The organism is Nonomuraea insulae, assembly GCF_042656245.1.
In genome coordinates, this window is sequence record NZ_JBHSPA010000017.1 from 168283 (window position 1) to 180575 (window position 12293).

The 12293-nt window shown below is 70.6% G+C and carries 11 protein-coding genes; 5 read left to right on the plus strand and 6 right to left on the minus strand.

The features are described 5' to 3' along the window. The first annotated feature begins 66 nt into the window (after positions 1–66). On the plus strand, positions 67–960 hold the full coding sequence (locus ACFPZ3_RS14160; RefSeq protein WP_379514519.1) for a class I SAM-dependent methyltransferase: 894 nt from the start codon (positions 67–69) through the stop codon (positions 958–960). A 36-nt stretch (positions 961–996) separates the two neighbouring features. Here the strand turns inward: ACFPZ3_RS14160 and ligA are convergent, their stop codons facing one another. The 5 genes from ligA to ACFPZ3_RS14185 form a co-directional block, all read right to left on the minus strand. Next, positions 997–3072, minus strand: coding sequence for an NAD-dependent DNA ligase LigA (ligA, locus tag ACFPZ3_RS14165; RefSeq protein ID WP_379514520.1), 2076 nt, complete (start codon positions 3070–3072; stop codon positions 997–999). A gap of 151 nt (positions 3073–3223) precedes the next feature. Continuing rightward, entirely contained in the window at positions 3224–4141 is a 918-nt protein-coding gene (locus tag ACFPZ3_RS14170) for an endonuclease/exonuclease/phosphatase family protein (RefSeq protein ID WP_379514521.1), read from the minus strand. 129 nt (positions 4142–4270) lie between these two features. After that, positions 4271–4894: a sigma factor-like helix-turn-helix DNA-binding protein gene (locus tag ACFPZ3_RS14175; RefSeq protein ID WP_379514522.1), complete on the minus strand. Its 624-nt coding sequence runs from the start codon at positions 4892–4894 to the stop codon at positions 4271–4273. A gap of 97 nt (positions 4895–4991) precedes the next feature. Further along, positions 4992–6428 (minus strand): ankyrin repeat domain-containing protein, encoded by a 1437-nt coding sequence (locus ACFPZ3_RS14180; RefSeq protein WP_379514523.1) that lies wholly within the window; start codon positions 6426–6428, stop codon positions 4992–4994. 155 nt (positions 6429–6583) lie between these two features. Next, positions 6584–8719, minus strand: a complete 2136-nt coding sequence (locus ACFPZ3_RS14185) for an NACHT domain-containing protein (protein ID WP_379514524.1) — start codon at positions 8717–8719, stop codon at positions 6584–6586. A gap of 100 nt (positions 8720–8819) precedes the next feature. Between ACFPZ3_RS14185 and ACFPZ3_RS14190 the strand changes: the two genes are divergently transcribed. After that, positions 8820–10229, plus strand: coding sequence for an FAD-dependent monooxygenase (locus ACFPZ3_RS14190; protein ID WP_379514525.1), 1410 nt, complete (start codon positions 8820–8822; stop codon positions 10227–10229). Here ACFPZ3_RS14190 and ACFPZ3_RS14195 read toward each other — a convergent pair. Beyond that, complete coding sequence (locus ACFPZ3_RS14195) at positions 10219–10854, minus strand: hypothetical protein (RefSeq protein WP_379514526.1); 636 nt, start codon at positions 10852–10854, stop codon at positions 10219–10221. The two genes, ACFPZ3_RS14190 and ACFPZ3_RS14195, sit on opposite strands and share 11 nt — an antisense overlap. A 62-nt stretch (positions 10855–10916) precedes the next feature. Between ACFPZ3_RS14195 and ACFPZ3_RS14200 the strand changes: the two genes are divergently transcribed. From ACFPZ3_RS14200 to ACFPZ3_RS14210, 3 genes are all read left to right on the plus strand, one after another. Beyond that, a complete protein-coding gene (locus ACFPZ3_RS14200) occupies positions 10917–11540 on the plus strand; it encodes a TetR/AcrR family transcriptional regulator (RefSeq protein ID WP_379514527.1) in 624 nt (207 codons plus the stop codon). A 70-nt stretch (positions 11541–11610) separates the two neighbouring features. Further along, a complete protein-coding gene (locus ACFPZ3_RS14205; protein WP_379514528.1) occupies positions 11611–11865 on the plus strand; it encodes a CopG family transcriptional regulator in 255 nt (84 codons plus the stop codon). Positions 11866–11957: 92 nt separating this feature from the next. Beyond that, positions 11958–12287 (plus strand): hypothetical protein, encoded by a 330-nt coding sequence (locus tag ACFPZ3_RS14210; RefSeq protein ID WP_379514529.1) that lies wholly within the window; start codon positions 11958–11960, stop codon positions 12285–12287. The last annotated feature ends 6 nt before the right edge of the window (positions 12288–12293 follow it).

The window sequence follows — 12293 nt, forward strand, 5'->3', positions numbered from 1 at the left end:
GACCTCTCGATGGCCATGCGGCAAACCCTCTTCAAGCTCGGGAAACGGGGCTGTTACCGTCCGGGCATGTCAGCACCGGATCTCACTGCCGCGCTGGAGCGCATCCCCGGCTGGTTCTGGCCGGCCGATCAACGCCTGTTCGAGTGGTTCTTGTCGGATGACCGTCCTGGTGACGTCCTGGAAATGGGTACGTACCTGGGCAAGAGCGCCGTCCTGGTCGGCAGCCACGTACGTACAGGAGAGAATTTCACCGTCTGCGACCTGTTCGAGTCGGACGCCCCGGACGCGGACAACGACGTCGAGACCACCAGGTCGTACGCCAGCCTCACCCGCCAGAAGTTCGAGCAGAACTACCTGAGCGTCCACCCCGCCCTGCCCGAGATCGTGCACGGCCCCACGTCGGTCATCCTCGACCATGTGAAGGCGGACACCTGCAGGTTCGTCCACGTCGATGCCTCCCATCTGTACACGCATGTCCAGGGCGATGTCCTGGCCGCGCGTACGGTGCTCAAGGAGGGTGGGATCGTCGCCTTCGACGACTATCGCAGCGAGCACACGCCGGGCGTCGCGCTCGCCGTCTGGGAGGCCGTCGCCGGTCTCGGGCTTGCGCCTGTCTGCATCAGCTCCCAGAAGTTGTACGGGACGTGGGGCGATCCGGTACCGGTCCAGGAGCGGTTGCTCGCATGGCTCGGCACGCGTGAGGACCTGTGGCACACGACGGATGTGCTCGGCGATCGCAACCTCGTACGCGTCAACCAGCGCAAGAAGCCGAAACCCGCCTCACCAACGAGCGACGTGGACCGGCTCGCCGTCGAGCTGCGACGTACGACGGCGGAGCTGAAGAAGGTCACGGCGGAGTCGCAGAACGCCGTCAAGGCCCTGAAGAAGGCCACCAAGGAGGTCAGCCTGCTCGGCCCCGTAGCCCATCGCGCCACCGCCTGGCTCCGCCGCCGGACGTGATGGTGCCCGGACGTGATGGGGCCCGGTGTGACGTCGTCAAAGGAGGAACGCGCTGACCTCGTCGGCGAACTCCTCCGGGCTTACGATGCGTACCCCCAAGGTTTCGGCCTTGGTGCGCTTGGAGCCGGCCTTCTCGCCCGCCACCAGCAGGGACGTCTTGGCGGAGACGCTGGAGGAGGCCTTGCCCCCGGCTCGTTCGATCAGTTCGTTGACCTCGTTGCGCGACAGGGCCTCCAGAGGGCCGGTCATCGCGCCCGTGACCACCACCGACATCGACGCCAGCGGCAGGTCCGCCGATGGGCCGGCGTCCGGCTCCGAGGCGGTGGGCGGGGTGGCGCCGGGTTCGGTCATGTTCATCCCGGCCTGGATGAGCTTGTCGATGAGCGGGGCCAGCTCGGCGAGTTCGGCCACCACGACGGGGGACTTCTCCGGGCCGATGCCGTCCACGTCTTGGATCGCCTCCGCGTCGGCCGCACGGATGTTGTCCATCGTGGCGAAGTGGCGGGCCAGGCGGCGGCTCATCGAGCGGCCGGTGCCGCGTACGCCCAGCGCGCAGAACACCCGGCTGAGCGGGCGCGACTTGGCCTGGTCGAGGGCCGCGAGCAGGTTGTCGCTGCTGGTCTCGCCCATGCGTTCCAGGCCGAGCAACTGCTCGCGCGTCAGGAAGAACAGGTCGGCGAAGTCGGCGATCAGGCCGGTTTCGAGCATTTGCTTGATGCGGTTCTCGGCCAGGCCCTCGATGTCGAGCTGGTCGCGGCCGGCGGCGTAGACGATGGAGGCGATGATCTGGCATTCGCGCCCGCGCACGCACCGCCACCGCTCCTGCGACTTGTCGATGGCATCGCCGCATCGGGGGCAGACCTGCGGGATCTCGATGGGAGTTTCGTCGCCGGTGCGCAGGTGCACCACCGGGGCCGAGACGCGCGGGATGACGTCGCCCGCCTTGTAGACGGTGACGCTGTCGCCGATCATGAGGCCGCGCCGGGTGATGTCGGCGACGTTGTGCAGGGTGGCGTAGGTGACCTTGCTGCCGTCGAGCATGACCGGCTCGAGCACGGCGCGGGGGGCGATGACGCCGGTGCGGCCGGTGTTCCACTCGACGGCGAGGAGTTTGGTGATCTTTTCGGTGGCGGGCAGCTTGTAGGCGGTCGCCCAGCGCGGGGCGCGTGAGCTGAATCCGGCCTGGGCCTGGTCGGCGGCCAGGTCGCACTTGATCACGATGCCGTCGATGCCGAACGGCAGCGCCGCCCGGGCCGCCGCGATCTCCTCGACGCGCTCCTGCACGCGCTCCAGCGTCTCGGCGACGATGCCCGCGACCGGCGTGGCGGCGGTGGTCTGCACACCCTGCGCGCTCACCCACCCCATGATCTCGCTGTGCGGCAGCTCGCGCAGGCGCACCGCCAGCTCGCCGGTGTCGTCGGGCTGGGGCAGCGCGCCGTAGCCGAAGAACGTCAGCTCGCACACATACGGCCGGTCCTGGGCGCGCAGCGTGCCCGCGGCGGCGCTGCGCGGGTTGGCGAACGTGGTGCCGTCGTGCGCCTGCCGTTTGGCGCAGGCGTCATCGAACTGGGAGGCGGTCATCATGACCTCGCCGCGCAGCTCCACCGTGACCGGCTCGGCCAGCCGGTCGGGCAGGCCGACGATGGTGCCGATGGCGTGCGAGACGTCCTCGCCCGCCGTGCCGTCACCCCGGGTCACGAGCTGGGCCAGGCGGCCGTGCCGGTAGCGGGCCGAGATCGCCAGGCCGTCGAGCTTGGGCTCCACACTCCACACCGTGACCGGGCGGCCCAGCCGACGCTCCAGCGAGGCCGCCCAGTCAGCGAGCTGGTCGGCGCCGAAGACGTTGTCCAGGCTGAGCATCGGCACCGTGTGCGGCACGTCGCCCACCACGGCCCCGCCGGCTACCTTGCCGGTCGGCGAGGACGGCAGCACCTGCTCGGGATGAGCCTCCTCGAACGCCTGGATGCCGCGGACCAGTTGGTCGTAGGCGTCGTCGTCGAGGGTGGAAGTGCCGTCGGCGTAGTAGGCCGCCGCGGAGTCAACGGCGAGCTGGACGGCTTCGGCGTAGGCCGTGGCGTCGGCGAGACGAGTGGTGGGGGGAGCGTCGGTCATGCATTCATCATGCCGGTCGCCACCGACAATTTTGCGTCCCCGATTGCTGCGTGAGCTGGGAAAGTGTGCCTGCGATCGACGTGGATTTCCAGCTGCGGCCGTCCGCTGAGGACCAACACTTTGACCACCGGTGCAGAACTCACCTGGAGAACTAGGCCCAGCCGGCCGCGCCGCGCAGCAGGTGGTGGTCGGACAGCCCGGGAGTGCACGCCGCCGCGTCGCCCCGGACGGTGCCGAACGCCAGGGCGCTGACGAAGATGTAGTCGATCTTGCCCGTCTGGTCGGTGTCCGGCGAGCACACGGGGTCCTCGGTGGCCTCGCCGCTGCGGCACCGGTCGCCGGACTGAGGGCATTCAGTTCCGGTGAAGTGCGCTTTGTCGTTCTCGTCGACTTCCTGGAAGAGCCCGGTCCCGCCGTGGTGGTCGTAAAGGTGCTTCAGCGGGGCCTCGGTGGGGAACATGTTGAAGTCGCCCGCGAGCACGACGGGATAGCCCTCGTCGACGTAGGCGTCGGTGTGGGCGGCGACCGCTGCCGCCTGCGCTTCCTTGTTGCCGGCGTGGAAGTCCAGATGCGTGTTGCACGCCCAGGCCGAATGGGAGCGGATCACCGTCCGCGCGCAGAGCTCGATCCGCGCCTCCCCTCCGGCCGGCCTCGGCAGCGTGTGGACGACGCGGGTGCCGTTGTCGATGGTTCCCGGGCCGCCCTTGGCGAAGATCGCCAGGCCGAAGCGCTTGTCGGACCCCCACTGGGAACAGCCGGAGGCCGAGGCCAGGGAGGCGCCCCAGACGGAGTCGTACGCGTCGCCGACCGCCTGGCGCAGCGTCTGGTACTGCCCGTAGCACATCTCCTGGAACATGATCAGGTCGGTGTTCCAGTAGTCCATGGCACCCACGATCTTGTCCGCCCAAGCCTGGCGGTTGCCCGCGTAGATCGGTTGCGCCGCCCCTTTGACGTTGTAGGTGATGAACCGGGGCGTGGGCCAGTTCGCGGGATCAGCCGTGTCCGCATGCGCGCCCTGCGGCCCCGCGGCCAGGGCCATCGCGCACACCAGGGCAGCCACTACCCGCATCGGTCCTAATCTGCTCACATTTCCTCCGTACGTCCGCGCTTTCTATCGCATGATGCCCATGTGCAGCGTGTCGCAGGCGTGATCACCCGCCCGGGTCGAGATCGAGCAGCCTGGGGCGACCCGGCGCGGTCAGCTTTCGCCGTCAATCCGCGGGCCGGCGGGGCCGGTCGCCTCGCGGAAGATCGCCCAGGCGTCGGCCACCGGACCTATGTGGCCGATCTTGTCGGGATTGCTCACCGTACGGATCGTCTGGATCTGCCCGCCGAAGATGTCGAACGCCCAGGTGTTGACGACCCTGCCGTCCCGGTCGCGGAAGATCGCGCCCGGCTGACCGTTCAACTCGTGCGGCTCCACGACGCCGCCGATCCGGAGGAACGGCGGGACGAGCGCGGCGAGCAGCCGGGCCACGTTCTCGATGCCGACGATCTGGGCGGCCACCTGCGGTGCCTTACCGCCACCGTCACCGATCATGTGAACGTCGGCGGCCAGCAGCTCCCGCAGCCCATCGAGGTCGCCTTCCTTGAAGGCGTCGAAGAATCGTCCGGCGAGTTCCTCGCGCTCTTTGCGGTCGGCCTCGAATCGGGGACGGCCCGCGTCCATGTGGCGGCGCGCCTGCATCGCGAGCTGGCGGCACGCGGCCTCGGATCTTTCCACCGCCGATGCGATCTCCCGGAAGCTGAACCCGAACACCTCCCGCAGCACGAAGACCGCGCGCTCCAGCGGGAAATGCCGAGCCCCAGCCGGACGGTCCACTCAGGTCAAGGAGCGCGAGAGGACCGTCCGTGCGAGGGCGCGGATACGTGCGGAGCCGCGGGTACGTGCGGAGCCGCGGGTACGTGAGCCGGGTCGTTCACCCGCCTCCCACGGTTCGCAGATAGGCCGCCACACGATCCCTGCCGCCGTACTCGGCCCACCCCAGCGGCGTCGCGTCGTGGTCGACGTCCTTGATCGTCGCATCGGCCCCGAGCTCGACCAGCGCCCTGGCGGTCTCGACGTCGTCGTTCCAGGCCGCCGCGTGCAGCGGGGTACGCCGGTGCAGGTGGTTCACGTCGAAGCCGAGTCCGGCGAGCAGCCGTACCGCCGCGAGTTTGCGCTGTTCGGCGGCGCGGTCGATCAGCCCGGGGGACTCGGCGAGCGCCCGGGCCAGCGGCCCGGGACCGAACCCGGCCGCCGCGTCGGCGTCGGCGCGCATGCAGGCGGCGATGAACGCGTCCCTCTCGTCCAGCGCCGCCGAGGCGCCCGCGTCCGCGAGGATCTCGGCGACCTCGGTGTGCCCGTTGAGCAGGGCGAGCTCGTACGGAGTGCGCCCCCCGTACGCCGGATGCTCCCCCACCCCGTCGACCTCGGCACCGTGTGAGAGAAGCAGCCGGGCCCGTCGTGGACCGCCCCGCAGCGCGGCGGTGGCCAGTTCCTCGCGCAGCAGTTGCCGCGGGGACTGCAGCGTCGGGCCGAGCCTGGCATGCCACGGACCGCCCTCGCCCTGCCCCAGGCCGTACTCCAGCAGCAGCCTGAGGTGGGCGGTGTCGTCGGAGAAGGAGCCGCCGAGGCCCAGGTTGTACAGGGTCTGGCTGTCGTTGGGGTCCGCCCCGGCCTCCAGCAGCAGCCTGGCCAGCGCGGGTCCCTCCGGATGGGGCGGCTGGTCGCCTTCCCCGCCGCCGAACGCGCCGGTCAGCGCGGTGAACGGCGAGGTCAGGCCGTCCCACAGGAATCCGGCGTTCGGATCGGCGCCGTGGTCGAGCAGGAGCCGGGCCGCGGCCACGTACCGGCCTGGAGTGCCGAGACGCGCGTACGCGAGGTACAGCAGCGGCTCCCACCCGAACGGGCCGCCCTGCGCCCGGGCCAGTCCCGGATCCGCGGCGAGCATCCCGGCCAGCGCGTCGGCGTCGCCGGTGACGGCCATCGTGAAGACGTTCGCGGTGGCCAGGTGCGGGTGCCGGGCCAGCATGGGGTCGGCCTGCCCGGGGTGGTCGGTGCCGTACGTGAGGCAGGCGAGCCGTACGAACTCCTCCGGCGGCTCCTCGCGCGGCGGGACCCGGTGCGGTGAGCGGGAGTAGCGCTCGACGGTGCCGATGTGCTCTTTCAGCCTGGGCCAGCTCGGGAAGCCGTACATGCGGGCGGTGACGAGCTGCGCGTCCGCCAGCTTGAGCGTTTCCGGCGGCCGGGGATGGAACTCGGCGACGAGCCCGCGCGCCTCGGGGACTCCCGCCTTCGTGTACTGGAGCAGCGTCTTGGCCTGCTTGCGGAGCCGTTCGAGGCTGGGGTTGTCGGGCAGACGATGTACGGGCACAAGGGCCTCCTTTCCGTCTGGCCTGGTGTCCGCATGGTCAGGCCGGGAAAAGAGGTCACGCCGGGGTCGTTCGATGACCGTCAGGTGGGCTGAGCCCTTCCCGCGGACCGGCGGCGCCCTGAGCGCACACCATCCACAGTACGCCTGACGGATCTCTACTGGGCCGCCACCCGGTCCGAGCGGGCCGGGGTCTCGGCGCCGACCAGGCGGTCGCGGAGTAGGGCGTGGCGGAACTGGAAGGTGCCGCCGACCTGCCGCAACGCCCCCCGCGTCGCGGCGTCCTGGAGGAAGGCCATGGTGCGCCACGGCAGGCGGCCTGAGGCGGCCAGCGACAGCCGGGCGAGCAGGAACTGTGAGGAGGCCGTGCCCAGTGAGGGGCCGAGACCGCCCGCCAGGCCGAAGCGGATGGCCTGGCCGGTGACCGTCCAGGCGTCGTGCGGGCCCTCGAACAGGGTGAGGGCGAAGACGACGGTCACGGACGCGGTGATGGCCACGGTCGCGGCGGCGACGATCGCGGTCCAGGCCCGGTCGGCACGCAGGGTCTCGGCGGGTGTCGCGCCGCTCCCAGCGTTGAAGGCGTCGAGGTCGTCGAAGACCGTGACGAACTCGGCGCCGAATCCGGCGATGAACCCGTACACGAAGCCGCAGCAGAACCCGAACATGAAGCCGAGCACAAAGACGAAGGCATAGTGCCGTAGATAGCCGGAAATGTCGTACGCGGTGGGTGGGTCCAGGACGAATCCGGCGAGAAGGATGACGATGGCCAAGGCCGGCACCCCGGACTCCACCCCGCTTCTCAGCCCGCGCCGCAGCCCCGCGCCGAGCCCGCCGAACAGGCGCCACCGCAGCGCCCGCCCGGTCCGGCGAACGGTGAAACGATGGAACTTCGGCACCCTCGGGAACAAGGGCGCCCAAAGGCTGCTCACGGCCCCCGCCAGCAGCCCGACCCCGAGGCCCCACAGCAGGTCCTCCCCCATGTGGAATCTCCCGGTGAGACTCCAGGGAAGCCCGGCGAGCGTGTTGGCCGCGCCGAACACGATCGCGGCCACGACCGCCCAGACGACCACGCGGGCCCGCAGTGGCACGGCCTTGCCCAGCTCCCACCACGCCAGGTCATAGGCATCGCGCCGGTGCAGGTGCCGGGCGAGGAAGGCCAGCCAGCGGCGGGCGTCGCTCCGGCGCCAGGCGTGTTCGCCGTCGGGCACCTCCGGATAGAGCACGTGAATGAGCCGGTCGAGCAGGTGCCCCCGCAAGGCGAGCAACCCCAGCAGGTGACCGGGGCGGCCATGGTCGCCGTCGGCGTAGGCGAGGCGGGCCAGCGACAGGTTGAGCGGCACCGACAGCGCCGCGCCCAGCGGACCGCCCGGCTCCTCCCGTACGTCGTCGAACACCTCCTCCCACTCCCCGACCCGATCGGGCCGGGTGGCGCCCGTCAGGTAGGCGCAGATCACCTCCGGGGAGAGCGGGTCGAGCTCGATCACGGCGGCTCCCGTGAGCACGTCCGCGTCGCGTACCGCGTCGTGGTATTCGCCGGTGCGGCTGGTCACGATCAGCGGTACGCCGGGCGCGAACGCGGTGTTGATGGCGCGAAGAGCCGCTCCCCGTGCCGCAGGGGGCATCTCGTCGAGCCCGTCGAGCACCGGCAGGATCGACTCGTCCCAGGCGAGCCCGGCCACGCCGTAGTCCTGCTCCACCTGCTCGGTGATCCAGCGCCGCAGCGGCCGGGCGGCCGGGTCCCAGGTGGACAACCTGAGGATCACCGGCAGGGGCTGGGAGGCGTCGGCGGCACGCGCGGACAGGCAGGCCCTGGCGAACCGGATGATCAGGCTGGTCTTGCCCGACCCGGGCGCGCCGAGCACCACCATCCGCCCCGACGGCACCAGCGTGGTCGCGACGCGATGCAGGTCGTCGAGGGTGCCGTCGAGCGGCAGCGGCCCGTCGCCCCCGCCCTGGCGGATGACCGACCAGTGGTCGCTGACCGGCGGGCCGAGCGTGTGCCAGGACACGGGCAGCGGAAAGGGGTCGAGGAGCCGTCGTTGTCGCTCCTCGGTGGCGCAGCGCTCGGTCACCCTGGCGGCCAGCAGCCCCGCCTGGAACTCGCCGCTCTGGTCGCGCCGCCGCAGCCACCCGATCACCGAGGCCGCCGCGACCAGGACGGCGACGGACGCCGACAGGACGCCCGACCAGTGGTCGGCCGCCTCGGGCCCCTTGGCGTAGAGGAGCATCCCCAGGCTGAACAGCCCGCCACCGGCCGCGAGGCCCACCGCCGTCGCGGTCCAGGGAGGTCGCACGCGACCAGGATGCCGTACGCAGGGTGAGCGCGCGAATGCTTTCCGTGGCCATGGCAGCCGCTGACAGAGATCCGGCAGAGCGCCCCGGCACGGTGGAGGCATGAACGAGACAACGGACGTGCTCATCGTCGGCGCAGGCCCCACCGGTCTGACCCTCGCCGTGGACCTGGCCCGCAGGAACATCTCCTGCCGCGTCGTCGACCAGGCCCCCGAGTCGGCCGGGGGGTCCAAGGGCAAGGGCCTGCAGCCTCGTACCCAGGAGGTCTTCGACGACCTCGGCGTGATCGGCCCGGTGCTGGCGACGGCGACTCCGTACCCGTCGCTCCGGGTCAGGCTGGGCAGGGTGCCGATCTGGCAGGCTCGCATGCACAAGCCGGCCTCTGTCACGGACGCGGTGCCGTACCCGACGGTGATGATGCACCCGCAGTGGCGGACGGAGGCGGTGCTGCGCGAGCGCCTGGCCGAACTGGGCGCAAAGGTGGAGTACGGCGCCGCGCTGGTCGACTTCGACCAGGACGCGCACGGGGTGACCGCCCGGCTGAGCAGGGGCGAGACCGTCCGGGCGCGCTACCTGGTCGCGGCGGACGGCGGCAGGAGCCCCGTACGCAAGGCGCTCGGCATCGGCTTCAGCGGGGAGACGCGCGAGGAGGAGCGCATGGCGCTGGCCGACGTGCGGGTCGAGGGGCTCGGCCGCGAGCACATCCACGTCTGGGTACGTCCGGGCAAGGGCATGCTGGCGCTGTACCCGATGGCCGGCACCGACACCTTCCAGCTGCTGGCCACCCTGAAGCCGGGCGTCGAGCCGGAGCAGACCCTCTCCTGGTACCAGCGGACCTTCGCGGAACGGTCGATGGTGCGCGGGGTGCGGGTGACCGAGCTGCTGTGGTCGTCCTTCTACCGGGTGAACATCCGCCTCGCCGACCACTACCGCTCCGGGCGGGTGTTCCTGGCCGGTGACGCGGTGCACGTGCATCCGCCGACGGGCGGGCAGGGGCTCAACACCGGCGTGCAGGACGCCTACAACCTGGGGTGGAAGCTGGCCCGGGTGCTGGCGGGGGCCTCGGAGGGGCTGCTGGACACCTACGAGGAGGAGCGGCGGCCCGTGGCGGCCCGGGTGCTGGGGCTCAGCGTGGACCTGCACGACAAGAAGTCCTACAAAAGGGACGAGGAGACCTACCAGCTCTCGCTGAGCTACCGGGGCGGCTCGCTGGCCCGGCGAGGCGGCGAGCGAGTACCCGATGGGCCGCTCCGGCTGGCCGACGGGACGCGGGTACGGATGTTCGACCTGCTACGGGGTTCGCACTTCACGTTGCTGTCACCTGAACCGGTGCCGACGTCCGGGCCGGTGCCGATGTCCGAACCTGTCCCGACGTCCGGGCCGGAGGTGCGCGCGTACCGGACGGCGGAGCCGTACGGCGGGGAGCGGTACACGCTCGTCCGGCCCGACGGATATGTCGGGATCGCCACCTCCTCGGCCGAGGAGCTCGCCGCCTACCTGGCTATGGTGTGACCGCCTCCACAGACCGTACGCGGAGCAGGCGGACGCCCCACAACACGAGCCAGACCACCCACAACAACCACCCGGCCAGCCCGACGAACCCCAGCGACCCCTGCATCACGACGTAGGCGAGGCTGGCCGAGGTGAACTGCAGGGCGGCCGCCACGAGCCCGAGGCCGGCGTGCCAGGGGCCGATGAGCCGGGCGCGCAGGCCGCCGACGGACAGGCCGACCATGGCGAGCGCCAGGAAGGTGCCGTTGAGGGTGAAGACGCCGTCGTGCAGGGCCCAGAGGGGTGGGGCGGCGGTTCTGGTCAGGGCGAGACGGGCCGCGACGACACCGGTGAAGGTGACGTTCTGCAGGATGAGGCCGGCGAAGCCGGTCAATGCCCAGCCGCGTTCCGACTGCCACAGGACGGAGACCGCGCCCGCGCCGAACAGCGTGGCCAGGAACCAGGTGGCGGGGCCGAGCGCGGAGGCCAGGCCGACGATGCCGCCGTTCGTGCCGAAGAAGGCGGTGACCTCGGCCTGCGGGGCACCGGTTAACGGCAGCCCGTACGGAACCATGATCAAATTTCCGCCGACGATCAGGGCGGCGAAGCCGATGGCGGCCAGGCCGCTGATCCGGGAGAAGTCCATCCAGATTCCCTTTCTGAGGATTATATTCAATATAAGCCACGTAAACGCTTAGGGTGCAAGTCATGAGTGGACAAGCGCGCCGCTACGACTCCCTCCGCCGTACGGCTCAGGCGATGGAGACGCGGGCCGGGATCGCCCAGGCCGCGCGCCGGCTGTTCGTCGATCGGGGATGGGCGGCGACGACCGTGCGCGACGTGGCGCGCGAGGCGGGGGTGTCCGTGCCGACGGTCTACTCCGTGTACGGGAACAAGGCCGGCCTGACCCGGGCGCTGGCGGACGCGGCCGGGGTGTCGGCGGACGTGGCGCAGCAGCTCGCCGAGCTGGAGGCGGCCGGCGCGAGCCCCGAGCGGCAGCTGGCGGTGATGGCCGGCTTCGACAGGAGGCTGTACGAACGCGCGGGCGATGTGATCACGCTGCTGCGCGAGGCCGGCCGCGCCGAGCCGGAGCTGGCCGGCGTCTACCGCGACGGGCGCAGGCGGGCCGACGAGACGCGGGTGGCGGTCTTCTCGTCCTGGCCGGACGGCACGCTCCGGGAGGGGCTGGACGTGCCGACGGCCGTGGACCTGTACGCGGGCATGTGCAGCATCGACGTCTACACCACGTTCACGACCGAACGGGGCTGGTCACCGGATCGGGTCGAGCGGTGGTGGAGCGAGGCGCTGGCACGCGAACTGCTCAGGAGCTGAGGCGGCATGGCCTGGTAAGGAGACTGATACATAAAGTATGGTCTCATGTATGGCGAGTAAGAAGGTAACGGTGACGATTCCCGAGGAACTCCTTGAGGAGATCCGTGCGGAGTCGGCGGAAAGAGGCCTGTCCGCGTATGTCGCCGAGGCGTTGCGCTTCAAGCGTGACCGGGACCGGTTGCTGGAGCTGGTGGACTGGCTGGGGGAAGAGTACGGCCCGGTCACTGATGACGAGCGTGCGGCGGCGATCGAGGATCTGAAGGAGCTCGACGCCGAGCATGAGCGCCGCGCCGGCGGTAGGCACGGCAAGGGCGCGGCTGCGTGAGTAAGCGAAGAGGCGAGCACGCGCAACCGCTACGGCGGGTCTTGGTGCTTGACTGCGAAGCCTTGTCGCTTGCCGTTCGGGGCGACAGGAAGATGATCGCCTGGCTCGAACTCGCGGCCCGGGGCCATGCGGAGGTGGTGACCTCTCCCATGACGATGGTCGAGGCGTATGACGGCAGGATCACCGAGCAGCGCTGGGACTGGGTGCTCTCGCGGCTCAATGTCGCCGTCATCGGGAAAGATGAAGCCCGCCAGGCCCGCCGGCTTCTGTCCCATGCCGAGGTGCATGGCCACAAGTATGCGATCGACGCTGTGCTCGCCGTCATCGCACGACAGCAGAGGGGACAGATCACCGTTCTCACCTCGGATGTGGACGACCTGGAAAAGCTGGTCCCTGACGTGATAGTCGTCAGGAAGGTATGACCCCTT

What these genes read in the sequence shown, in the direction of transcription:
- ACFPZ3_RS14200 (WP_379514527.1), top strand. Translation starts at nt 10,917, where the DNA reads ATGAGTGGACAAGCGCGCCGCTACGACTCCCTCCGCCGTACGGCTCAG.
- ligA (WP_379514520.1), bottom strand. Translation starts at nt 3,072, where the DNA reads ATGACCGACGCTCCCCCCACCACTCGTCTCGCCGACGCCACGGCCTAC.
- ACFPZ3_RS14160 (WP_379514519.1), top strand. Translation starts at nt 67, where the DNA reads ATGTCAGCACCGGATCTCACTGCCGCGCTGGAGCGCATCCCCGGCTGG.
- ACFPZ3_RS14170 (WP_379514521.1), bottom strand. Translation starts at nt 4,141, where the DNA reads ATGCGGGTAGTGGCTGCCCTGGTGTGCGCGATGGCCCTGGCCGCGGGG.
- ACFPZ3_RS14190 (WP_379514525.1), top strand. Translation starts at nt 8,820, where the DNA reads ATGAACGAGACAACGGACGTGCTCATCGTCGGCGCAGGCCCCACCGGT.
- ACFPZ3_RS14195 (WP_379514526.1), bottom strand. Translation starts at nt 10,854, where the DNA reads ATGGACTTCTCCCGGATCAGCGGCCTGGCCGCCATCGGCTTCGCCGCC.
- ACFPZ3_RS14210 (WP_379514529.1), top strand. Translation starts at nt 11,958, where the DNA reads ATGATCGCCTGGCTCGAACTCGCGGCCCGGGGCCATGCGGAGGTGGTG.